Here is a 22,823-nt window from a genome sequence, read left to right on the forward strand (position 1 = left end):
TGAAGGTAGAGAATGTTGAAGAGTACAATCTAAATTTTCAGATAAAGTCATAAAAAAATGAGCGTATTGGCATACACTCATTTTTACTACATTTTTCTAATGTCTGCTTAACTGACTGGCATTACCCTTATAGGATGCTTTTGTTATGAATCGACAAGGTGCAGTTACAGAAGCGCGGCAAAGATTCCAAGAAAAATCATCAGCCCCACCCAACGGTTATGACGGAAAGCCCAGAAACAGCGCTGCGGGTCCTTATCTCGAGTTTTTGACCATTGATAAATAAAATCAATTGCGACGGCTAGAAGCCCCATCAGGCCAAATGGAACAAGCAAATCCTCAATCCATAATGCCGTGCCAATCAAGACCAGACTTAGAACCTGTAAGGTACTAATGATCTGAATATCATGCTGACCGAATAAAATGGCTGTGGATTTTACCCCAATCTTCAAATCATACTCACGATCGGTAATCGCATATTGCGTGTCATAGGCCACGGTCCAGGCCAGATTGCCAAAATAGAGAAGCCAGCAGGTTAAGTCCGGTGTCTGCCCGACTGCGGTATAGGCCATAGGAATGGACCAGGAAAACGCAGCTCCCAAAAATACCTGCGGCAAATGGGTATAGCGTTTCATAAATGGATAAATGAACGCTAAAAATAACGCGCCAAATGACCAGTAAAAGGTTTCAATCGGCAGGAAAAATAACAGGCAGGCACTGGCTGCGACGAGCACCAGAAAGACCATCACTGCTTCTTTAGCACTAATAATACCGGTGGCTAAGGGACGGGTTTTGGTACGCTCGACATGCGCATCCACTTTACGGTCGGCAAAGTCATTGATCGCACAACCCGCTGCACGCATAAAAATTACACCTAGAATCATCAGCACCAAAATACTGAGATCAGGTATTCCCTTTGCTGCGACCCATAGCGCCCACATGGTCGGCCAAAAGACCAGCTCTGTGCCAATTGGCTTATCAAAACGACAAAGATAATAATAGGCGCTCAGACGTTCACGCCAGGTAATTGCTTGTGCAGTTGCCATATCAAGTTAAGCCTGTTGATTTTGTATAAAGTGTTCAAATGCCGGTAAAAATGTTTCTTGTACAATAAATTTACAACCATGCCAAGTATAGCAGCTCTGGCGGGTCCAGCCCTCTTCCAGATAAATCACACGTCGCTCACACTGTGGATTGGTCCGCTGGAATAATAGCCAGCCAATCGGCTTCGATCCAATGTGCTGAAAAATCCGCGCACGTTTTTGCAAGCTTAATATCGGAAATATACTTTTTGCTTTGACCCAAGGCTGCTCTTCACAGCCATATAAATAACTTTCTCGCACCCAGGACGTATGCTGATGTGGCATCTGCATCCACCGCGCATCCACAAATTCCAGACGCTGAAAATGTTCCTGCTGTGGTTCTACCCGAAACTGTCCACTAGCCAGATCCGTTAATTGCTGCGTCAATGATCCCGAGGCATACAGCCATTCTCGAAGCGCAGCAGGTATATGCGGTCCATGTGGATTTTTAAATTTTACACTCACAACGTTATCAACTTCACGATTAGGCATTATCTGTCTTGGCAATCACTTCATATTTTCCATTTGGCAGCTTTTTCAAAATCATGCCATCTGTAGTGAGATAAAAACTTTGCGGGTATTCATAGTCCAAAGCCAGCTCAGGATGACGTAATGCCACAAACTCGACCTGCTTATAACCTTCAGGTGTACGCGCAACTTCCACATAGGTCACTTCAGAAAAATTCAGTTTAAAGCCTTTGCTATGATCCTGAGGATCAATCCAGGGAAAAAAGCCGGTATGTCTTTTACGTTGTGCCATAACTTCATATCTTTGATCAATAACAGCATCATACAAAAAAACCCGCACAAAGGCGGGTCTTTTTTACAGTGAAATTCAGATCAGAATTACAGACTGTAGTACATGTCGAATTCAACTGGGTGAGTAGTCGTGTTCAGACGACGAACATCTTCAGTCTTAAGTTCGATGTAAGCATCAAGCATTTCTTTAGTAAACACGCCACCTTTAAGCAGGTAGTCATGATCTTCTTTAAGAGATTCAAGTGCCATTTCAAGGCTGTGCGCCACTGTAGGGATTTTCGCTTCTTCTTCAGGAGGAAGATCGTACAGGTTCTTGTCAGCAGCTTCACCTGGGTGAATCTTGTTTTGGATACCGTCGATACCCGCCATCAACAATGCAGCGAAACCTAGGTACGGGTTCATCATTGGATCAGGGAAACGTGCTTCGATACGTTTGCCTTTAGGGCTAGAAACATAAGGAATACGGATAGAAGCTGAACGGTTACGCGCTGAGTAAGCAAGCATAATCGGTGCTTCGAAGTGAGGTACCAAACGTTTGTATGAGTTTGTAGATGGGTTAGTGATCGCATTCAATGAACGAGCATGTTTGATCACACCACCGATGAAGTACAATGCCATTTCTGAAAGGCCTGCATATTCATCACCAGCAAACAGGTTCTTGCCATCTTTAGAGATCGACATGTGAACGTGCATACCAGAACCGTTGTCGCCTACCATTGGTTTAGGCATAAAGGTTGCAGTTTTAGCGTATTGGTGCGCAACGTTCCAAACAGCATATTTGAACTGTTGTACTTCGTCAGCTTTACGAACCATTGTGTTGAAGCTCACGCCAATTTCTAACTGGCAAGATGCAACTTCGTGGTGATGCACTTCTACACGACCTGGGCCCATGATTTCTTCAATTTTTGCACACATGTCTGCACGCATATCTTGATGAGAATCAACAGGAGGAACTGGGAAATAACCACCTTTAACACGTGGACGGTGACCTGAGTTACCTGCTTCGTAATCTTTACCAGTAGACCAAGCAGCTTCTTCAGCGATCAATGTGTGGCGCGCGCCAGACATGTCGATGTCCCATTTCACTTCGTCAAATACGAAGAATTCTGGTTCTGGACCGAAGAATGCAGTATCACCGATACCTGTAGATTTCAGGTATTCTTCTGCACGGCGAGCAATCGAACGTGGGTCACGTTCATAACCTTGACCAGTTGATGGTTCGATAACGTCACAAGTCACAACAACAGTTGGCTCTGCAAAGAACGGGTCGATGAAACCTGTTTCTGCATCTGGACGTAAGATCATGTCCGATGCTTCGATGCCTTTCCAACCTGCGATTGAAGAACCGTCAAACATTTTGCCGTCTTCAAACGTATCTTCATCAATACTGTCTGCTGGATAAGTAACGTGCTGTTCTTTACCCTTGGTATCAGTAAAGCGAAAATCGACCCATTTCGCGCCACTTTCTTGTATGAGTTGAAGGACCTTGTTCGCCATGCTCATTTTGCTCCGATGTTTTTTGTTGCACTCGCAAAGTGCGTGTTAGAAGTTGGTATCTATTAAGCAATTAGCGTACCAACTTTTAAAAGTATATCTAAAATCTTGAAATCTTTATAAGAAAACATAGGAAGATAAAAATACCTTGTCGCTATTATACTGTGACTTAAACTAAATGCACTATATTCAAGCATTCTTCCTGAGAATTGTTGCAGGTATTTTTTTAGCGCACCTAAATAGTGCGACGATTTCATATTAGGTAAGAATAGGAGCACTTTTCAGTGAGGAATTGCGTTTTTATGCTAATTTAGTTTAAAAAATATTCAATTTCGTTTAATTCTGGTTAATTTTTACCAGTTACAAAGCGCAATATGTAGGTTTATGTACTTAAAAATATCACTATTTTGAGTCACTTTTATTCAAATTGCCGATCTTATCGTTTGATTTATCCCATGCATTATTATTCAAATGATGTTTTTTTCAGCATCATTACTTTAATAATTTAAAACCTATTTATTTTTAATTTAAAAAAATAATAACTGCAATATTTATTTAAACTTACTTTTCGTCAGTTAATTACTTATACGCACATTTAAAATATTTAAAAGGCTGTGAGCTACTCACCAGGCTGAAAATTGAAAAATTATTGCGCCCGATGTGGCTATTTTTTGCTATGATGAGGCGTGCTTTATTTTCACACAATGAAATCAACGATTTAGTCGTGTATTCCCTAGACTTGCAACAAGTCCCGATAAAGCTCAATCTGGATCACTTTAGCACAGTTAAGTGCAATAATTTCAATAGGTTAAGCTCATGCTTCTAATGATCGACAACTATGACTCCTTTACTTATAACATCGTCCAGTATTTTGGCGAACTGAATCAAGAAGTAAAAGTAGTCCGCAATGATGCCGTGACATTGGAGGATATTGAGCGATGGCAACCCAAGTATCTGGTGATTGGTCCTGGTCCATGTTCGCCAAGTGAAGCGGGAATTTCGATTCCTGCCATTCAGCATTTTGGCGGCAAGATTCCCCTACTCGGTGTTTGTTTGGGGCATCAAAGTATTGGTCAGGCTTTTGGTGGCGATATTATTCGTGCCAAACGCGTCATGCATGGGCGTTTGTCTGATATGTATCACAGCGACAAAGGTATTTTCAGCAACCTACCGAATCCTTTCTCTGCGACGCGTTACCACTCGCTGGTGATTGATCAGGCCACTTTACCAGAATGCCTGGAAGTGACCTGCTGGACCAATGAAGAAGATGGCTCTATGGAAGAAATCATGGGGATTAAACATAAGACACTACCGATTGAAGGCGTGCAGTTCCATCCGGAATCAATCCTGAGCCAGCATGGTCATCAGATCTTTAAAAACTTTCTTGAAATTTACGCATAATGGGCAAAACGCAAGTCATGAATATTCAACAAGCTTTAAGCAATATTACTAAAAACATTCACCTGACTCAGGAACAAATGGAAGACGTGATGCGCACCATTATGTCTGGCGAAGCAACCGATGCCCAGATCGGTGCTCTGCTCATGGGTCTACGCCTGAAAGGCGAAAGTATTGACGAGATTACTGCTGCAGCACGTGTCATGCGTGAACTGGCAACCAAAATTGATGTCAGTGATGTCCCTCATCTGGTGGATATCGTCGGTACAGGCGGTGATGGACAAAACCTGTTTAACGTATCTACCGCTTCAGCCTTTGTAATTGCAGCAGCTGGTGCAACGATTGCCAAACATGGTAACCGTGGTGTTTCTACCAAATCAGGCTCTTCAGATTTACTGGAACAGGCAGGCATTAATCTTGATTTGAATATGCAGCAAACCGAACGCTGTATCCGTGATATTGGTGTGGGCTTCCTGTTCGCACCGAATCATCACAAAGCCATGAAATATGCGATTGGTCCACGTAAAGAACTGGGTATTCGCAGTATTTTCAACCTGCTCGGCCCGCTTACGAATCCGGCCGGCGTAAAACGTTTGGTCATCGGGGTATTTTCCAATGAACTTTGCCGCCCAATTGCAGAAGTCATGAAACAGCTCGGTGCTGAACATGTCATGGTCGTACATTCACGTGATGGCTTAGATGAAATCAGTCTGGCTTCTTCGACGCATGTGGCTGAGCTGAAAAACGGTGAAATCACTGAATGGGAAATCATTCCTGAACAGGTCGACATTGAATCGCAAACCTTAACTGGCTTAATTATTGAAAGTTCAGCAGAAAGTCTGGCTCTGATTAAAGATGCCTTAGGCAAGAAGAAATCTGAGATCGGTCATAAGGCTGCCAATATGATTGCCCTAAATGCCGGTGCTGGTATTTATGTATCAGGCCTGACTTCAAGCTATAAGCAAGGTGTGGCATTGGCACACGATATTATTTATGGTGGCCAGGCACTGGAAAAAATGAGCGTGCTGTCTGAATTCACCAAAACCATCAAACAATATGAAGCTTAATACGGTCAGGAATTTGAATCATGGTTGATATTGCAAATACAATTTTGGGTAAAATTGTTGATCGTAAGAAAGAAGAGTTCGCTCTTCGTTTGAAGCAGAAAAGCTATAAGGATATAGAAGAGTTAGCTCAAGGCGCGACACCTGTACGTGGTTTTGCTCAATCTTTAATGTCTAAACGTCCGGGTGTAATCGCTGAAATTAAAAAGGCTTCTCCGTCCAAAGGCGTGATTCGTGAAAACTTCAATCCTGCAGAAATTGCGGCGCAATATCAGAATGCCGGCGCTGCCTGTTTATCTGTATTGACTGATGTAGATTTTTTTCAGGGTGCTGATGAAAATATTCAGATCGCCCGTTCGCACTGTGACTTGCCTGCGTTGCGTAAAGACTTCCTGATCGATCCTTATGGCGTGATTGAAGCGCGTGCACTACATGCAGACTGTATCTTGCTGATCGTGGCCTGTCTGTCTGATCAGCAGTTAGAGGAAATGTCTAAAACCGCATTTGAGCATAATCTGGATGTACTGGTTGAAGTGCATGATGAAGAAGAATTAGGACGTGCTTTAAAACTGTCTGATCGTTGTCTGCTGGGTGTGAACAACCGTAATTTAAAAACTTTTGATGTCGACCTGAATACATCACTACGTCTGAAAAAATTACTGGATCCTTCACGCCTGCTGGTCACTGAAAGCGGTATTGCGACCCCTGCTGATGTTTCGATGATGCAGGAACATGATATTCATGCCTTCCTGGTCGGTGAAAGTTTCATGAAACAGCCACGTCCAGATCATGCTTTCCGTGATTTATTCGGTGAGCCTGAATCGGTTTAAAATATTAAGTATAAAAAAAGCCCCATCTCAGCATGGGGCTTTTTTTTATTTCTATTAACCAAATTCATTTAATACTGAGTTGAATGATCAAAATAAGAGATTAATTTTTCAAATTCTGGCAGTTCAGAATAGGACTCATCCGCCTTGATTTCATCTGCCCAATCCACCTTCGAGTTCAGACAAAAACTCAGTCTGTGCTGAATTTTGGGTGCTTGATCCAGAAGCCCTAAAGGAATCCAGATCAATGCAATTGTACCTACCTGATTCGGTACAGGCGAGCCACAGTGTTGACAAAAATGAGAACGAAATCCGGTCTCTTTTTGATAGCAGGAAATTGAAGTCTGTTCTGAGGTCCATTCAAAATATTGCTGATGAACTAAAGTTGCTGCATTTGCGGCCGTACCACTCTGTTTACGACATAAACTGCAGTGACAATGATACATGGCCTGAATATTCGTATTTACTTTGAACTGGACATCGCCACACAAACAACTGCCTGAATAACTCATTTTTTTATTTTCCAGGTTTGATTGATTTATATTTAAAGAGAGATGTTCCATCGAGGCAACTGTTAAGATGATAAAAGGAGAATATTCATGAATTATTTTCTATTTAAAGTTCATCAAGCTATACAATCTTAGAAAACTATTGAGAAATTAATGCTGGGTTTGGGATATGTTGTATTTAGTGCAATTCATTTCTCCTTTCAGTCATTTAAGACTATAATTTACCAAATTCAGTATCTCCCCCGTTTCCAGATTATGAGCAAACACGATTCTTCGCTTTCTAAAGATCAGTACAATTTACTCAAAGATCTTAAAAAGCAAATTAGTCATCCTCAGCCTAAGGCTGAACCTGTTGCCCCTGTCGTGAAAACAGCGGAGCAGGAACAGGAGGAAGACCTCGATCTATTTCGCAAGCAGATGCAAGGCGTACAAAAAATTGATGCCGGCAATATTGCGAAAATAGAAAAATCTCCCAAGAAAAAAGTCGATGCGCAAACTTTGGCCAAGCGTGCTGCTGCCGAAGGCCCCATGCATACCGATGAAACCGTCCTGTCTGATACTCAAGCCATGCTCAATCCGGTTGGCAGTCAGGCGAGCTTAAGCTACCGCATTGCGACCTTGCAGCATAAGGTTTTTGAAGATTTAAAAGCAGGCAATCTGCGCTGGTTCGAAGCTGTCGACCTGCATGGTTGTACGGTCGAAGAGGCACGTCAGGCTGTGCTTCAGATTATCCAGATCGCCAAAGATGAAAACCAGAACGTGATCAAGATCGTACATGGCAAAGGGCCGGAAGCGATTTTAAAAACTTATGTCAACGGCTGGTTACGTCAGCACCGTGATGTTCTGGCCTTTGTCAGTGCGCCTGAAAAACAGGGTGGCACTGGCGCAGTTTTAGTTTTGCTAAAACGTGCAGAAAAAAATCCAAAGTTTAAACAGTAAGCGGATTTACCCCCAAAATAAGGCATTGTAAAAGATTTCTGCTACAATGCCGTCCTTGTTCATTCTCAGTTTAAGTGAATACGTCATATGACTATGCAGCAATCTTACGCAAACATTCTTACTGCCGTTGGTGAAGATCTCAATCGCCCTGGTCTCAAAGATACGCCCGTGCGTGCTGCGAAAGCGTTTTCGTATTTAACCTCAGGTTATAGCCAGACTCTGGAAGAAGTGACCAATAGTGCGGTTTTTCCATCAGATAACCGTGAAATGGTTTTAGTGAAAAATATCGAATTTTATTCACTCTGCGAACACCATTTATTGCCATTTTATGGCCGTGTACATATTGCCTATTTACCTGAAGGCAAAGTATTGGGGCTATCTAAATTTGCACGTATTACTGAAATGTTTGCCCGTCGTTTGCAGATTCAGGAAAATCTGACCCAGCAAATCGCAGAAGCGGTTGCTGAAGTCACCAATGCACGTGGTGTGGCTGTGATGATTGATTCAGCACATATGTGTATGATGATGCGTGGAGTCGGCAAACAGGAATCGACGACGCGTACGGTGTCATTTATCGGTGACTTTAAAACCGATAAAGAAGTCCGCCGTGAGTTTTTAGGCGCTGTACCAGAAAGTTATTAATATAGATTCATAAATGAAAGCCTCAATTGATATTGGGGCTTTTTTACACGATGAGGTTATGAGAATGTCATCTATTTGGATTGCGGGTCAAGGTTTAGGCCAGGCTGAAGAAAGTATCGATTATCCACGGCCAGACCGGCTGGTTAAAGGCAATCCTAAACGCCTGACCCAGAGTGCCTATCAACATCCCAATATGGATTGCGGAATCTGGCAATGTGAAGTGGGTGCGTGGAATATCGTATTTGCCGAGAATAAACAGGAATTCTTTCAGGTAATCGAAGGGATCGTCCGTTTACATGATGCTCAAAGACAATCCTTTGTTGAAATCAAAGCAGGTGAAGCCGGCATTATTCCACCCGGTTTTATTGGCACTTTTGAAGTGGTTGAAGCCGTTAAAAAATATTATGTCGTGGTAGAAAGTTAAAAGATAAGTACGAATTCAATATCTTCATCAGTTAAGGAATTTTGCAATCAATTCCTTAACTTTTCTACGTATTCATTCAATTTCTTAAAATTTTATCCCTACATTCTTTTCAAAAAGTTGTCTCATTAACTTAACTTCCCTAGTTTTAAAAATAAACAAATTGATGCTGCATAATTAATTTCCTGACTACATTTCCTGCCATGTTTAAATACAGATCTTTTGTTTAGAAGGCTGCATGATCCAAGTGTATAAATTCTGGAAACAGCCATGAGTAGAAAACAGCCTGATCCGCCTAAACGCCCTTCACGTGTTCATTCAAATAGTTTTGACTATAGTCTAGATTTTAAAAAAATTGATTTCCGTAAACGGCCGGACTTATACCGGATCGGACACGGTGAGCAAGGCGTGCTTTTAGTAGAGCCTTATAAGTCGGAAATTCTGCCCCACTGGCGTTTTGCAGATGCTGAAAAAGCCCAAGCCAGTAGTGAAAAAATTTATGCCCTGTTTCTGGAATATTTAAAACATGAAGATTTCGTCGGTGCCGATATGGCACGCAAGTTTTTACAAATGGGTTATACCCGTGCCCGGCGTTATGCCAATCACAAAGGCGGCAAAAAATACGATGGGCCAGTTCCAGATGATAAAAAGGGTTTAAGTGGTGCGCATGGGCGTGAGGAATTGCCGCGCAGTTCTGAAGATCCGGTTAAAGCTGCTGCAGCGAAAATATTTAAACAAAAATGGGATGAAGCCAAAGTCCATCCCGAATATGTGCGACAAAAACAGCAATTTCAGGCTGCAATTCAGCAGCAAATTTCAAATTAGACAGATGCTTTTTGTGTGCCCTGAATTTGAGAAGGTTGCGCCAGATAGACCCGGTTACGCCCTGTATTTTTAGCCATATACAGTGCAGCATCTGCGGCATCCAGGAATCTTTGGTAATCTGGGTGACCATCAAATAGCGCACAGCCGATACTAACCGTGAGTCTAAATTGCTGTCCTTGAGCCGTACTGATCAAGCCATGCTCTACATATTTACGAATATTTTCAGCAATATTCAGTGCACGTCTTTCATCGGAATCGACCAGCAGCAGCAGGAATTCCTCACCACCGACACGGAATGCATAGTCACTGCCCTGAATATATTTCTGTAAGGCATCAGCAATAAATTTCAAGGCCAGATCACCAGCTGCATGACCATATTTATCATTAATGGCTTTGAAGAAATCGGCATCAATCGCTAGCAAGGATAATGGTGTCTGGTTATCACGAGAGAAGTTGATTTCACGTGAAATAATGGTATTTAAATAACGGCGATTCAATAACTGGGTTAGAGAGTCATTTCCAGATTCGATGTAATCTGCAACCTGAAATAATTGATCGACCAAGTGCTGTATTTCACGGTTTAAGTCACGAATACTTTGAATCAGATTCAGCATCTGATCTTTTTCAGTACATTCCAGCACTGCCTGATTCAGCGTATCGATCTGATAAATTCGCTCGATAATTAAATCGACCTGATCGGAACCGGTAAAGGCATAAGACGCCTTATGAATAAACCATAAGCCAAATTCTGACTTGGACAGCATTTGATGTCTAATGCCTGTAGTGCCAGAAAAGACCTTGAACATCAGCTCATTTTCCCAATCCAGCAATGAACTGCGCTGCTTATCTTTTTGTACCGCGACATCCTGCATTGCAGAAAATACCCGGTAACTGTGCTTCATTTCCTGATTCTGAACTGATTTCGCCTCATAGGAACGACACATAATTTCTGTGGCAAACCCCATGATTTGTACAATATAACTACAGGTAGTTAGCATGTTTGGCTGCGGATTTAAACTTAGCAATTCAAATATTTTGCGCTGAATTTCTCGTACACCGCGCATAATCAGCCAGGATGGAATCCCGACCCGTGCATGCACATGTCCAACAATATTCTGTTTTTGCACGGCCTCTGCATAACGCTTATTTAGCGCCACACTAAAACTTTCTGAAAGCCACTGATGTAAAGTATCGCGTAGACGCTGCTGAATCAGCTCATCGGTAAAATATTGAGATGCTTCTTCTTCCAGAAGCATATTTTTATAGAATTCTTCTACCAGTACCGAAGAGTGGTCTTGAATAAACTGAAATGCGTGTAGCAAATCATCCGATGAATAATTTTGACAGATCTGTTCCCACTGCTCCGCGAGCATAGCCATACACTCATTATTCATATAACTTTTCCCGATACTTTGCGATTCGCAGTGATCTTATGTGACAAATACAACAATATTCAGGCATTTTAACCCAATTACTGAATACAATCTTTGATAATATCGGTAGAAGTCTCCGAACATAAATTTATTTTAAACATTCAAATACAAGTCATTTGATCTATAAAATTAATTTACTCAATATTCGATGTTATGTTAGCCAAATTAAAAATAATGGACTAAGCCCAGACTCCATTTTTCCCAGTCTTTCGATTCCTGTTGCTGATATTCCCAGCCCGCCCGAATGGCATTTTGTGTATTCCATGCATATTGTAACTGGCTTTTCAATTTCAGTTGCCACTGATGGGAGTCTTCCCAATACGGCAGTTCCACCTGTACCAGACTATTGATCTGATCTGTCCAGATATTCTGGCAACCCACCGTTGGCCCCATACCGACACGCCATCCTTTGTCTAGTGCTTTTCTAGCCTGCACATGATTTTGTAGCTGCACATAGCAGAGATGTTCACGTGCTTCATTTGCCCAGCTATAGCCACCCTGAACCTGGAAATTGGCTACACCATGCTGTTGCTCGGTACTAAAATGGCCATACTGATCCAGTGCTTCCTGTTTCCAGCCTAAATTAAAGCCCCAAGATAACGGCGCTTTAAATGCATTGATCGGATTATAGGAATTCACTGTAAGTAGATCCAGGTGCTCCAGCTTCACGCGGTCATCACGGTATTGCAATGCACCATCCAGGAATAATAATTGGGTTCCAGTACGCAGCCCACCTTGCGGATCTATGAGGTCGTGATAAGCCTGACGATGACCCAACTGCACAAAAGTCTCACCCTGTACTTGCCCAGTTTCAAGAACGATATTTCGGGCATGATGGCTTTGAACCGGATCTATTTTTGGACGCTCTGGCTGCTGACGCTGTTTGTCTATCGCCAACTGACTTCTTAGGCCCAATAATTTGCGAAAGCGCGGCTGGGCAAAAGATTCATCTACTTCCTGGCGAAGGAAATCCAGATATAAATGGTCATAGGCCATTTCCAGAATCTTGGCTTGGTCTTCAGCCGGATAATGTTGCAGCATGGCTTCCATTTCAGAGGTTTCTGCATAAGCCACCTGATGCGCAGTTTTTGCCAAGGATTTGCCATGTTGCCGGGCTTGAGCCAGCAATTGAGTTTCCAGCGCCGGACGATAAATTTTCTTCCTGATCAGTCCCTGCTGTTCCACAACTTTTAAAGTTTCGACCGGAATCGCGGCGGTATCGAATTGCTGCTGCAAGTTCAGTTCAGGACGCACCAGATCAAAAAGCCCTAATAGACGATAGGCACAGTTATCATTAATGAAATAATAAGGGAAACTTACCTGCTGCATTTCCCAGAGATGCTTCACCAGAAAACCGGTTTCTTCAGGCGTCAGATTAAGTTCATATTCCCATAAATCACGGCTTTCAAAGTCACCATATTCCTTGACTTTGCGGTAATATGGCATCAAGGAATATTCACCTGGATATTGTCCGGTCAGCCCTTTCCAGGCAAAGGACCAATTATCATTACTGTCAACTGTGGCAGCATAATTGACTGCATAAGAAACCAGATTCAGTTGCTGCTGGTCTTTGGGATCCAGACGCAGCAAAGTATGACCAAACATGGAGCTGGGATTACCCATATAATCGGTGGCATAAATCAGGGTCGCTTGATAAGGCTTGACTTCATTCATCCAGCGCTCAAAATCCGGGCAACTTGCTTCAAGCAATTGCTGTTCAGAAATATTCAGCTGTTGCATTAACCACTGACTACGTGCCGGGAATTTACATCGTACAGACTGATTGGGTTCTGCGGGCTCAAACAATGCCTGTATATTTTGCTTTAATTCAAGCTGCAGATCTGTCTTGCCCTGCTTTGCCAGGAAATAACCAGGATAGCTGACTTCACTTTTTCCTTCAGTATTGGCATACATCAAACGCTGCCAGGTTGCGGTCTGGTGCAATTTTTTTTGTGTGGCTTGTTCTAGATAAGCTTGAATATCTGGAGAAATTTCGGATGCAAAACTTAGCGGACTCCACAGCAAGGTTGGGAGCAAAAAAGCATATTTCATTCAGTCAACGGTTCTTTTCAGTTTTTATTTATAAGAAAACCCTGCCAGGACAGCAGGGTTTTTACAGCGATACTTAGATATAAGCTTTTAATACTTCATCTTTAGCCATGACTGTTTGTAGAGTACTTAACACTTGTAAAGTATTCTGGTTTTCTTCTGAATAGATTTCAGAGAAATTCTGCTTAGATACAGTGAAGAAACGTGCTTTGTCTTCTGCCTTGATATTTAGCAGTTCAGCCAGTACATTCAGGCTTTCACCTTCACCTACGGCCATATCGCGTGCCAATGCCTCAGCATTTTCATTGGTAAAAGTCACGACTTGAGCCGTTACTGTACCGCCCTGGCTACATCCTAAAGTACCGAAAGTAATACCCAGCCACTGGTTAGTAAACAGGACGTTTGTTGTACCTGCAAGCAGCTTAGGAATAATGCCTGACTGGCCTGCCCATACCTGGCTACCAATACCACAACCTACATCTCTATCCGCCATCGCCATACCAGAACCCGTTGCCAATACCACAGCGAGCATAATCTTTTTTAACATACTTATTCTCCGGTTATTCTCATGCATCTTTTGTTATTACGCTAATGATGTAATCTTCATTACACATTCAGGAGAGTAGCGGGAAGTCTAATTTGGCGCAATGAAAAAACTGTCTGATTTACATAAAGATAAACAGAATAGTTTTACCGGGTTTTTAGACTCCAGTTACCTTGAGAATTACGCTGTCCTAGAATCTTTAATACCAGCACCAGACTGAGCAATAAAAGTAAATACCAGGAACCGAGCTTGCCCCAACCGACCATATGCCATTTTTCTACCTGGCTTGGATATAGCCAGATCTGATAAAAGGTACTGATGTTCTCAGCCACCCAGATAATGAAAGCCAAAATCAACAGGACAGGCAACATCGGCAGCTGAAAAGCATGCTGATTCAACTGAAATCGAATTCTGGTTTTCCAGAACATCACTACACTCCAGACAAATAACAGCAAGCGATAGTCCGGAATAAAGAATTTGCTCATGAAGTTGATGTAGGACAAGACGGCCAAAGCCAGCATATGGCTAAAGCGCGGCAATTTTTCAAATGAAACTTGGTATAAGCGTAAGGAACGTGCAAAAAAACTGCCGACAGCCGAATACATAAAGCCGGCAAATAAAGGCACCGTCAGTATTTTAAAAATTGCAGGTTGCGGATATTGCCAGGATGCAATTGCCGGATGGGTCAGGAAAATTTCCATGACCATCGCCATGATATGGAACAAGGCAATTACTTTGGCTTCGGCCCAGGATTCCAGTTTGGTATAGAGCAATACCACCTGAATCAGTAAAGCGAAAAATAATAGATAGTCATAGCGGTAGAAACCATAAAAAAGTTCACTACCCATTGATGCGGTTTGTGCAAAAGCAAACAGGAGCAGAATCCCAAATAAGGCAGCCGAAGCTGCCTTATAGGTAAATTCAAACCCTGATTTAAAAAAGTCGATCAAGGCTTACATCCTAAAGATATTTAGCGCTGTACTCATGTACGGTATCAATAAATACTTTAGGATTGGCTGGATCCACCCACTGGGTAATGCCATGACCTAAGTTGGCTACATAACCGGTTTTTTCACCGTTGGCATAGGCATCATCCAGCATCAACTTGGTCGCTTTAGCAATCGCGTCCGGAATGCCATATAAAGTTGCCGGATCCAGGTTGCCTTGTAGCGCAGCACGACCTGCAACAGTCTGGCGTGCAACATTGAGCGGCGTGGTCCAGTCCAGACCAAAAGCATCTGCACCGGTCGCGACCATAGGCTCTAGCCATTGGCCACCACCTTTGGTAAACAGAATCACTGGAATCTTGCGGCCATCTTTTTCACGTTGCAAACCTGCCACAATTTTCTGCATATAATTGAGTGAAAATTCAATATATTCACGATGAGCAAGTGCCCCGCCCCAGCTATCAAAGATCTGTACTGCCTGAGCACCTGCATCAATCTGGGCATTCAGATATTCAGTCACAGCATCTGCTAAACGTTCTAATAAAGCATGCAGAACCTCTGGCTGTGCGTACATCATGTTTTTAGTGAAGCGGAAGTCTTTGCTCGAACCTCCTTCAACCATATATGTCGCCAAGGTCCACGGACTGCCAGAGAAGCCGATCAATGGTACTTGCCCACCCAAAGCGGAACGAATGGTCGACACTGCATTCATTACATAATCAAGCTCAGACTTGGCATTGAATTTGGGTAAATTAGCCACATCCTGTTCAGTCCGCACAGTTTTGTGGAATTTCGGACCTTCACCTGCTTCAAAATACAGACCCAGACCTAAAGCATCTGGTACAGTCAGAATGTCAGAAAATAAAATGGCCGCATCCAGCTCATAACGGCGTAAAGGCTGTAAAGTCACTTCACAGGCAAATTCAGTATTTTTGCAAAGAGAAAGGAAATCCCCTGCTTTGGCACGTGTTTCTCGATATTCTGGTAAATAACGGCCTGCCTGACGCATCATCCATACAGGGGTAGTATCTACAGGTTCACGTAACAATGCGCGTAGAAAACGATCATTTTTTAAGGTCGTCATTCACTTTCCTATCTATCTTTGATATTGCCCACATCATAACAAAATGACTGCATTTTGAATAACTTCTCATGACTTTAAAAACCGATCATGTTAAGTGATCAAATGTGAGGAATTACACAAAAGAACTACTGCATCTCCACATTTTTTCTGTAATACTTATAGTGTTTTTTCACATAGTTAACGAAATATTTTTAAGGTTGAGTTACATGTTAGTTCGCACAATGCTCGCTGTGAGTCTAGGTTGCATTTTCGCAGGTACTGTTTTCGCTGCGTCTACTGCTGAACAACCATTAAACCCCCAAGTTGTCACTAATGTTGCGGTTCAGGATCCGATTGATCCTTTAGCAACTGAAGCTTCGGCAGCACAAGCAGAAACTCGAATTAGTGCTCAAGAACAACAAGATCTGAAGAAAGCTTCTGAAGCATTAGATGTATTACAAGATACTGAAGACCAGACTGCCGATATCGGTGCTGCTCCAACCACGACTAAAGCACCGACGAATTCTGCTGCTGCGAAAGCATCTTGGACTTTAGACGGCCTTAATAATGCAAGCTGGTATGAAGATATTGGTAAAGGCCAATTTCCGGTATATGCACGTGCGCATGTCATGTTAAATAATGCCCATGCTTCTCCAGGTGCGATTGACGGTACTAGCGGTAAAAATACCTTGAAAGCGATCGCATCTTTCCAGCAAATGAATGGTATTAAACCAACCGGTACATTGACTCAGGAAACTTGGGATGCCCTATTGGCTAAACAGGGTTCTAAGCCTGCTTTTGTGGAATACACCATCACTGAAGAAGACTTAAAAGGTCCTTATGCCGAGTCTATTCCTTCTGACTATGCCTTACAGGCAAAAATGAAAGGTCTGTATTACACTCGCGTAACTGAAATGCTGGGTGAAAAATTCCATATGGATGAAGACTTTTTGAAAAAGTTAAATCCAAAAGCTACCTTCAAAAAAGCTGGGGAAAAGCTGATTGTTGCCAATATCCGCAATGAAGTTCCTGAAGACATTCATTTGATTGTGGCGCATAAAGGCGCCAAGCAGCTTTATCTCTTCAATAGCCGCAACCAGATGATTGCTTCTTTCCCGGCAACGATTGGTAGTTCAAGTACTCCATCGCCAACAGGAACTTATAAAGTGACTGGCGTAGCGAAAAACCCATGGTATAGCTACTCACCATCTAACTTCGTTCAGGGCAATAACAAGAAACCACTTTCTTTACCACCTGGTCCAAACGGTCCTGTAGGTAATATCTGGATCGGTTTAAGCAAAAAATCATTTGGTATTCATGGTACGCCAAATCCATCTGCAATCTCTAAAACTGCGTCACATGGTTGTATCCGTCTGACTAACTGGGATGCGAATGATTTAGGCCGTAAAGTGAAATCAGGCGTAACTGTCCGTTTCCTTGAATAATCTTTATTTAAATACCTAAGCCCGCTTACGAGTGGGCTTTTTTATACCTGCTTTCTCTTATATCGTTGCAAAAATGCAATGATCTGTCGCCTGTTTATAATTTTTTAAGAATTAAAACAACGTTATGATGATCTCAAGTTAAAAATTAAAGTGAGATAAATTCATGAAAGCTTTTCTACATCCAAGTGAAAATCGTGGTCATGTAAAAATGGGCTGGCTGGAGTCTAAACACAGCTTCTCATTTGGCAACTGGTACAATCCGAACTATATGGGCGTGAGTGCATTACGCGTTATTAATGATGATCTGATTGATGCACATCAGGGCTTTGGTACCCATCCGCATGACAATATGGAAATCCTGACCTGTGTATTGAAAGGCACGATTACTCATCAGGACAGTATGGGCAATCATGGCGGTATTGCAGCAGGTGAATGGCAACTGATGAGTGCTGGAACCGGTGTACGTCATAGTGAAATGAACCAGGATGATGAACAGGTGCGTCTCCTGCAAATCTGGATCATTCCGAATGAACATGATGCTCAGCCAAATTATCAGCAAATTCGTCTGGATGCAAAAGAACAACCGAATCAATGGCATTTAATTTGTGGACCAAATGACAATGCACCCATGCACATTCGTCAAAATGCTGAAGTCAAAACAGCCGTGATCCAGCAAGGTCAAAGTCTAGATATTAAGGCTACCCAGCATATCAATTATGTACATGTGATTTCTGGCTCAGTACAAATTGCAGAATATACAGTTGAAGCTGGTGGTGCGATTGCCTTTATGGATGACGCAGAGATTAAAGCAATTGAAGATGCACAAGTGATCTGGTTTGATTTACCAGAAGCTGCTCATTAAAATTTCTATTTATATTCAGTCTATGCCGACTCATCATTTTGATCAGTCGGCATTTTTATAGAAAACATATAAAAATAAAAGTGATTCACTCCTTACGAGGATGTGAGCTTCAATATCCCACTATACAAATTAAACCAATTCACATCAGTTTTTTACCGAACAACAGTAAATTTTGGGCGAAGATTGAGCTGATCCATTTTGATTGGATCAATATAGCGAATGGCTGTTCTGGTCATTATCTTGTATAGATTAAACAGGTGTATGCACCTTTTCATTTATTCTAAATAAACCGAAGAGCACATCTAATGAACCAGATTTTAGAAATCCAAAGCAGCCAGCAACAAGCTCTGCACTTTTTATTAGACTTTTTAAAACAGCAGCAATATCAGTTTACGGCCATTACCCCACTTTCCCATCAACGGATTCTGGATCGTAAAAGAAGCGAAAAAAATAAATATAAAACCCTACAGGATATCTTTGGCTGGAATCTGGAATTTACAATTACCGATCTTGATCCTGTTCTTTTTTCATTATTATTAGAGCATCAGCTTTTGGAAGTTCAGGATAACGCATATAAAAGTCTGATCAGAGTCGCTTCACTCGAAGACGAATTATTTATTCACTCAGCCTTTCCCACCACCCAACAGGACGCTGTTTTTTTTGGTCCTGATACTTACCGTTTTGCCTATCATTTAAAGCAATATTTATCTTGCCAGGCCAATTCTTTTAAACGAGCGGCTGAAATATGCTGTGGCACTTCTGCTGCTGCAATTCATATGGCTAAACATTTTCCAGATCATGAGGAAATCTTTGTCGCAGATCTGAATCCGAAAGCTCTTCTCTATAGCCAGATTAATATCGATTTTTCAGGTTTTAATTCGATTCATCCTGTGCAAAGTAATTTATTTTCTGATCTTGAAGGCCAGTTCGACCTGATTTTTGCCAATCCCCCTTATTTAATTGATCCAGATCAACGGCAATACCGTCATGGTGGCAATGAACTGGATGGTAATGAATTGTCTTTTAAGATTATTAAACAAGGTTTACAACGACTCAGTCCAGATGGACGTCTATTTTTATATACTGGCGTCACTATTTGTCAGGATGGCAATCGCTTCTTACAGCATCTGGAAGCCTTGATGAAACAGCATCAAAATATTGACTGGTGTTATGAGGAAATTGATCCGGATATTTTCGGTGAGGAGTTAGAGCAACCTGCTTATCAACATGTAGAAAGAATCGCGCTAGCCCTGCTCAAGTTCGAAGTCAAAACTGATAGAACATGAAATTTCAACTCGGGTTGAGGTTATTTTTAAACTGCGGCCTAATTAAAACAAATAAAAATTAAATCAACCCACATCACATTTAAAATTATTTTTAATAATTATTTATCATTAAAAAACATATACTTAAATTAAATATTAGTTCTATTTTATCGACACTTACTTCTATAATTCTCATCTGATATTTACGACAACTTTAAAAATAATGTCGTCTTTTGGGTTATACCTTGGGGAAAATTGTGGAAAGAAATTATTTGAGGTTGAAAACAACCTTACTAGCCTTATCGCTATCGATGAGTCTGATTGCCTGTGGTGGAGGTGGCAGTAGCGGGACATCTTCTCCTGCAGAAACACCAGATTCTGCTGTTAATCCACCATCAACAACTAATCCATCTGATAACGAGGAATCATCCCCCTCACCTGTAGAAACACCTGATGGCAGTACACCACCTTTAAATCCACAAACGCCAACGACCACCCGGATTAATAAGGCATTGAGTACAGGTGATGCCCGACCTTTGATTCAGCAAGATTCCGCTACATTGTTAGACTGGGCCTTGCAGCTCGCCAAGCAACAACAAACATGGCAAAAGGGTTTAATTACCTCACTCTATACCAGTTCGAATGGCAAAGTTTTGCAACCTCAACTGCAATTTACGCCAACTGCTTCGATTAATCTTTATCCTTATGATTTAAGCGCAGCTTTGCCAATTGCAGTTTCAGATCAAGCCTGCGGCTGGAATTTAAGTCAGCAGGCGAATAAAGGCTGTGGTTTGGGAGTCGCATCACAAATCGGTAAAGGCCGTGCGCTGGCTTTTGGCCAGAATATGCTTGGGGGGATCTCAGCGAATAATCCTGACATGGTAGATTTTGCACCCGTGCTCAACAATGGTTTTCGCTGGCTATTAACTGGGAAAACACAAGCACAGCCTAAACAAGAACTAAAACTTACCGTAAATGGTCTGGCACAAACCAACCTGAGCATGATAGAAAATATTTTGCCCAGCATTTAGGGGTTAAAGTTACCTTTCTACATTGTAATGTACTGGATCAAACCAATACCTGCTGGAAAGATGCTGACCTGATGATTTTAGGCAGTAATATTGGCGCCAATAATTTTGAATCCAGCTTGATTCAGGAATATCTGGAGGCAGGTAAGCCAATATATTTCCAGGCAATGGGTTATAACGTCACTACACCGATGGAAAAAATCTTTTCGGCATTGAAGATTGAGACCAATAATAATTACTGGCGTGGCCAAGATACTTTACTCATGTCTTCAGGACGTTCTATCACAGATCAATGGAATAAAGTGAATGACATTGATAGTACGATCCAAATGTTGGAATATTTCAAGTCACCAAGTGCGGCACGTCTAGGTGATTTAAATGCCAATAATCCGTTGATTCAAACCATCAATAAAACTTCTACCAATCTACAAAATTTAAATGCACAAGGCATTACTGCATTTAGCGCAAAAAATAATAATCAGATTCTAAAAGCTTTGGTGTTATTGGCAGATCTCTGGCGTCCAGGCGTGAATTACAGCGGACTGTCGAAAAATGGCGATGCTCTGACTTTTATGCGTACCTATGCCAGCGACTCCTGGACGGACTATAAACGCAAAACCACATTCGTGAATCCAAATGGTGCCGGCGATTATATACCAGCCTCTGCACAAAACATGGCTGTCAGTGCTCAAGCCGAAACCATTACCGTGACCATTCCACAAGGCAGTGGAATTACCACAATTGGTCGTGCCAGCATTCCGGGCAAACCTGTCAGTATTGAGATTGTTGATGCTCAAGGTGCGCAGCTTTCAGTCCAGACCAGCTATTTACGTGCTTGGGGCAATCCATTTGATGATGGCGGCTATAAACGTCCTCGCCGACCAAACAGTTTCGCCGTAAAATTAGACGCCACTCAAAGCAATGACTTTATCAGCCCGTTCGGTGGACCATTGATGTTGAATTACAGCAATGCCAAAGCAGGCTCTGTGGTGACCTTAAAAATCAAAGGCGAAGCAAAATATGCACATTATGATTTTACTCAAACGATCACTGAAGCGGATATTAGCGAGGCCACCAGCATCCTGCAAAGTAGAAACTTCGGCTGGAACACTTTTAAATTTGTTGGTGGTGAAATTCAACAGACCAATGACTATGCTTTAAAAGCCATTGGTGATCGATCGGTACGTACCTATGTGGATCAGATTAAGGGCGTAATCTTTGACAGTAACCACATTGCTAACGGTTATAACAACATGCCGCTGGATAGCAGTACGGCACAGCGTTGTAATGAATTAGGCTGGGATTGTACCGGCACAGTTCATCGTGCCCCGAATGTTCAACATTTTGTGGGCTGGATTGCGACCTGTGGCTTCCTGTGCTCAGGAAATCCATCAGATGGGTCAACTGGCATTGATACCGGTTGGGGCTGGGTACATGAACTGGGACATAATACTGTTCAGGATGTCTTAACCATGGTATTCCCTTCTACTGAAACCGGAATAACTATTGGTTGCGTAGTGGAATGTAATAACAACATTCTGGCAGGCCTAAGCATGATGCGTAAATATCATCTATATGCTCAGGACAGTAATGGCAGCAACTTCCGCCACCCAACCTTATATGCCAATATCAAGGATACACGGAGTCTTGGTCTGTCAGGTGAGGTACAACGTGCCGCCATGGAAAAACTCTTATGGCAAGATGGCTATCATGTATCGATGCAGGCCTTCCATATCCAGATGGCCATGAACTATACCCGTTTACATCAAGGTAAATCGCGACCTGATCTTCAGGGTGTATTTGAGTTCATACGCCTACTGAATACGGCACAACGTTTATATAACCAGATCGATTTAAGTAAAGCTTCTCAAGCAGATAAGAATAAACTGGGACTAGGTGCATTTAATGCGAAAAACATGAGCCGCCCTGACCTGATTTATGTACTCAGTTCAAAAATCATGGGCTATGATCTTAAAGATTTCTATGCACTTTATGGCTTGCCTTTAACTGCAACCGCACATGCTTCAGTCGCCATGCTTAATCTGCCTACCGCACCTTTGTATTTCTATGCGCAACCAGATGGCGGTTCAAATCGCCTGGCAACAGGACAATGGCTCACCATTCCAGCAAACGGCCCTCTCCCTAACTATCCTTACTAATTGACCAATTTAATATAAAAAAATCCCGGCTTCGGCTGGGATTTTTTATAGCAGAACATTTTCATGATCCG

At 42.2% G+C, this 22,823-nt stretch carries 21 protein-coding genes and 1 pseudogene; 12 read left to right on the top strand and 10 right to left on the bottom strand.

The genetic code is table 11. From position 1 onward, the window contains the following. Positions 1 to 164: 164 nt before the first annotated feature. The 4 genes from ubiA to glnA form a co-directional block, all read right to left on the bottom strand. Complete coding sequence (ubiA, locus tag FTU19_RS05835) at positions 165 to 1,043, bottom strand: 4-hydroxybenzoate octaprenyltransferase (protein WP_034702847.1); 879 nt, start codon at positions 1,041 to 1,043, stop codon at positions 165 to 167. Between the two features lie 6 nt (positions 1,044 to 1,049). After that, complete coding sequence (locus tag FTU19_RS05840) at positions 1,050 to 1,571, bottom strand: chorismate lyase (protein WP_159123101.1); 522 nt, start codon at positions 1,569 to 1,571, stop codon at positions 1,050 to 1,052. Beyond that, entirely contained in the window at positions 1,564 to 1,839 is a 276-nt protein-coding gene (locus tag FTU19_RS05845; RefSeq protein ID WP_125279762.1) for a hypothetical protein, read from the bottom strand. The genes FTU19_RS05840 and FTU19_RS05845 overlap by 8 nt, the downstream gene beginning before the upstream one ends. Positions 1,840 to 1,925: 86 nt before the next feature. Next, positions 1,926 to 3,341: a type I glutamate--ammonia ligase gene (gene glnA, locus FTU19_RS05850; RefSeq protein ID WP_171064793.1), complete on the bottom strand. Its 1,416-nt coding sequence runs from the start codon at positions 3,339 to 3,341 to the stop codon at positions 1,926 to 1,928. A gap of 807 nt (positions 3,342 to 4,148) precedes the next feature. Here glnA and FTU19_RS05855 point away from each other — a divergent pair. From FTU19_RS05855 to trpC, 3 genes are read left to right on the top strand one after another with little or no spacing between them, the layout of a single operon-like run. Continuing rightward, entirely contained in the window at positions 4,149 to 4,733 is a 585-nt protein-coding gene (locus FTU19_RS05855) for an aminodeoxychorismate/anthranilate synthase component II (RefSeq protein ID WP_004782771.1), read from the top strand. A gap of 17 nt (positions 4,734 to 4,750) precedes the next feature. Beyond that, the gene (trpD, locus tag FTU19_RS05860) at positions 4,751 to 5,797 is read left to right on the top strand and encodes an anthranilate phosphoribosyltransferase (protein WP_034590018.1); all 1,047 of its coding nucleotides are present in this window, start codon (positions 4,751 to 4,753) and stop codon (positions 5,795 to 5,797) included. 20 nt (positions 5,798 to 5,817) lie between these two features. Next, positions 5,818 to 6,624 (top strand): indole-3-glycerol phosphate synthase TrpC, encoded by an 807-nt coding sequence (gene trpC, locus FTU19_RS05865; RefSeq protein ID WP_180130381.1) that lies wholly within the window; start codon positions 5,818 to 5,820, stop codon positions 6,622 to 6,624. A 68-nt stretch (positions 6,625 to 6,692) separates the two neighbouring features. On the opposite strand, the gene FTU19_RS05870 is transcribed toward trpC, so the two are convergent. Beyond that, positions 6,693 to 7,133, bottom strand: a complete 441-nt coding sequence (locus tag FTU19_RS05870) for a GFA family protein (protein ID WP_159124403.1) — start codon at positions 7,131 to 7,133, stop codon at positions 6,693 to 6,695. A gap of 252 nt (positions 7,134 to 7,385) precedes the next feature. Here FTU19_RS05870 and FTU19_RS05875 point away from each other — a divergent pair, with 252 nt between their 5' ends. From FTU19_RS05875 to FTU19_RS05890, 4 genes are all read left to right on the top strand, one after another. Further along, entirely contained in the window at positions 7,386 to 8,069 is a 684-nt protein-coding gene (locus FTU19_RS05875) for a Smr/MutS family protein (protein WP_034590020.1), read from the top strand. Between the two features lie 93 nt (positions 8,070 to 8,162). Further along, positions 8,163 to 8,711 carry a GTP cyclohydrolase I FolE gene (gene folE / locus FTU19_RS05880; RefSeq protein WP_171064799.1) on the top strand — a complete coding sequence of 183 codons (549 nt, stop codon included), beginning with the start codon at positions 8,163 to 8,165 and terminating at the stop codon, positions 8,709 to 8,711. Positions 8,712 to 8,775: 64 nt separating this feature from the next. Next, a complete protein-coding gene (locus FTU19_RS05885) occupies positions 8,776 to 9,135 on the top strand; it encodes a cupin domain-containing protein (protein ID WP_159124404.1) in 360 nt (119 codons plus the stop codon). 267 nt (positions 9,136 to 9,402) lie between these two features. Further along, the gene (locus FTU19_RS05890) at positions 9,403 to 9,957 is read left to right on the top strand and encodes a DUF4385 domain-containing protein (protein ID WP_180130383.1); all 555 of its coding nucleotides are present in this window, start codon (positions 9,403 to 9,405) and stop codon (positions 9,955 to 9,957) included. Here FTU19_RS05890 and FTU19_RS05895 read toward each other — a convergent pair. The 5 genes from FTU19_RS05895 to hemE all read right to left on the bottom strand — a co-directional run bounded on the left by FTU19_RS05895 (position 9,954) and on the right by hemE (position 16,014). Next, on the bottom strand, positions 9,954 to 11,351 hold the full coding sequence (locus FTU19_RS05895) for a diguanylate cyclase (RefSeq protein ID WP_180130385.1): 1,398 nt from the start codon (positions 11,349 to 11,351) through the stop codon (positions 9,954 to 9,956). The genes FTU19_RS05890 and FTU19_RS05895 overlap by 4 nt on opposite strands. A gap of 204 nt (positions 11,352 to 11,555) precedes the next feature. Then, positions 11,556 to 13,442: a DUF4105 domain-containing protein gene (locus FTU19_RS05900; protein ID WP_180130387.1), complete on the bottom strand. Its 1,887-nt coding sequence runs from the start codon at positions 13,440 to 13,442 to the stop codon at positions 11,556 to 11,558. Positions 13,443 to 13,515: 73 nt separating this feature from the next. Further along, a complete protein-coding gene (locus FTU19_RS05905) occupies positions 13,516 to 13,986 on the bottom strand; it encodes a DUF3015 family protein (protein WP_004782788.1) in 471 nt (156 codons plus the stop codon). Positions 13,987 to 14,129: 143 nt separating this feature from the next. Then, positions 14,130 to 14,933, bottom strand: coding sequence for a DUF817 family protein (locus tag FTU19_RS05910; RefSeq protein WP_180013888.1), 804 nt, complete (start codon positions 14,931 to 14,933; stop codon positions 14,130 to 14,132). 10 nt (positions 14,934 to 14,943) lie between these two features. Next, positions 14,944 to 16,014: a uroporphyrinogen decarboxylase gene (gene hemE / locus FTU19_RS05915; protein WP_180130389.1), complete on the bottom strand. Its 1,071-nt coding sequence runs from the start codon at positions 16,012 to 16,014 to the stop codon at positions 14,944 to 14,946. Positions 16,015 to 16,220: 206 nt separating this feature from the next. On the opposite strand from hemE, the gene FTU19_RS05920 reads away from it, so the two are divergent. The 5 genes and pseudogenes from FTU19_RS05920 to FTU19_RS05935 form a co-directional block, all read left to right on the top strand. Continuing rightward, complete coding sequence (locus FTU19_RS05920; RefSeq protein WP_180069293.1) at positions 16,221 to 17,438, top strand: L,D-transpeptidase family protein; 1,218 nt, start codon at positions 16,221 to 16,223, stop codon at positions 17,436 to 17,438. Positions 17,439 to 17,601: 163 nt separating this feature from the next. Then, positions 17,602 to 18,300 carry a pirin-like bicupin family protein gene (locus tag FTU19_RS05925; RefSeq protein ID WP_180130391.1) on the top strand — a complete coding sequence of 233 codons (699 nt, stop codon included), beginning with the start codon at positions 17,602 to 17,604 and terminating at the stop codon, positions 18,298 to 18,300. 305 nt (positions 18,301 to 18,605) lie between these two features. Continuing rightward, positions 18,606 to 19,586 (top strand): class I SAM-dependent methyltransferase, encoded by a 981-nt coding sequence (locus FTU19_RS05930; RefSeq protein WP_180130393.1) that lies wholly within the window; start codon positions 18,606 to 18,608, stop codon positions 19,584 to 19,586. 257 nt (positions 19,587 to 19,843) lie between these two features. Then, the gene (locus FTU19_RS16305; RefSeq protein WP_257225435.1) at positions 19,844 to 20,596 is read left to right on the top strand and encodes a hypothetical protein; all 753 of its coding nucleotides are present in this window, start codon (positions 19,844 to 19,846) and stop codon (positions 20,594 to 20,596) included. 11 nt (positions 20,597 to 20,607) lie between these two features. Further along, positions 20,608 to 22,752: pseudogene (locus tag FTU19_RS05935) on the top strand (ImpA family metalloprotease); the annotation flags it as partial. Positions 22,753 to 22,823: the final 71 nt, after the last annotated feature.

This window comes from Acinetobacter sp. YH12072 (assembly GCF_013419565.1).
In the GTDB taxonomy this organism is placed as follows: domain Bacteria; phylum Pseudomonadota; class Gammaproteobacteria; order Pseudomonadales; family Moraxellaceae; genus Acinetobacter.

Excerpts from the sequence above, each read along its gene's own strand:
- folE (WP_171064799.1), top strand. The coding sequence starts at position 8,163 with ATGCAGCAATCTTACGCAAACATTCTTACTGCCGTTGGTGAAGATCTC.
- FTU19_RS05875 (WP_034590020.1), top strand. The coding sequence starts at position 7,386 with ATGAGCAAACACGATTCTTCGCTTTCTAAAGATCAGTACAATTTACTC.
- FTU19_RS05870 (WP_159124403.1), bottom strand. The coding sequence starts at position 7,133 with ATGAGTTATTCAGGCAGTTGTTTGTGTGGCGATGTCCAGTTCAAAGTA.
- trpD (WP_034590018.1), top strand. The coding sequence starts at position 4,751 with ATGAATATTCAACAAGCTTTAAGCAATATTACTAAAAACATTCACCTG.
- FTU19_RS05930 (WP_180130393.1), top strand. The coding sequence starts at position 18,606 with ATGAACCAGATTTTAGAAATCCAAAGCAGCCAGCAACAAGCTCTGCAC.
- glnA (WP_171064793.1), bottom strand. The coding sequence starts at position 3,341 with ATGAGCATGGCGAACAAGGTCCTTCAACTCATACAAGAAAGTGGCGCG.
- FTU19_RS05900 (WP_180130387.1), bottom strand. The coding sequence starts at position 13,442 with ATGAAATATGCTTTTTTGCTCCCAACCTTGCTGTGGAGTCCGCTAAGT.
- FTU19_RS05845 (WP_125279762.1), bottom strand. The coding sequence starts at position 1,839 with ATGGCACAACGTAAAAGACATACCGGCTTTTTTCCCTGGATTGATCCT.
- FTU19_RS05925 (WP_180130391.1), top strand. The coding sequence starts at position 17,602 with ATGAAAGCTTTTCTACATCCAAGTGAAAATCGTGGTCATGTAAAAATG.
- FTU19_RS05855 (WP_004782771.1), top strand. The coding sequence starts at position 4,149 with ATGCTTCTAATGATCGACAACTATGACTCCTTTACTTATAACATCGTC.
- FTU19_RS05920 (WP_180069293.1), top strand. The coding sequence starts at position 16,221 with ATGTTAGTTCGCACAATGCTCGCTGTGAGTCTAGGTTGCATTTTCGCA.
- trpC (WP_180130381.1), top strand. The coding sequence starts at position 5,818 with ATGGTTGATATTGCAAATACAATTTTGGGTAAAATTGTTGATCGTAAG.
- FTU19_RS05885 (WP_159124404.1), top strand. The coding sequence starts at position 8,776 with ATGTCATCTATTTGGATTGCGGGTCAAGGTTTAGGCCAGGCTGAAGAA.
- hemE (WP_180130389.1), bottom strand. The coding sequence starts at position 16,014 with ATGACGACCTTAAAAAATGATCGTTTTCTACGCGCATTGTTACGTGAA.
- FTU19_RS05890 (WP_180130383.1), top strand. The coding sequence starts at position 9,403 with ATGAGTAGAAAACAGCCTGATCCGCCTAAACGCCCTTCACGTGTTCAT.
- FTU19_RS05895 (WP_180130385.1), bottom strand. The coding sequence starts at position 11,351 with ATGAATAATGAGTGTATGGCTATGCTCGCGGAGCAGTGGGAACAGATC.
- ubiA (WP_034702847.1), bottom strand. The coding sequence starts at position 1,043 with ATGGCAACTGCACAAGCAATTACCTGGCGTGAACGTCTGAGCGCCTAT.
- FTU19_RS05905 (WP_004782788.1), bottom strand. The coding sequence starts at position 13,986 with ATGTTAAAAAAGATTATGCTCGCTGTGGTATTGGCAACGGGTTCTGGT.
- FTU19_RS05840 (WP_159123101.1), bottom strand. The coding sequence starts at position 1,571 with ATGCCTAATCGTGAAGTTGATAACGTTGTGAGTGTAAAATTTAAAAAT.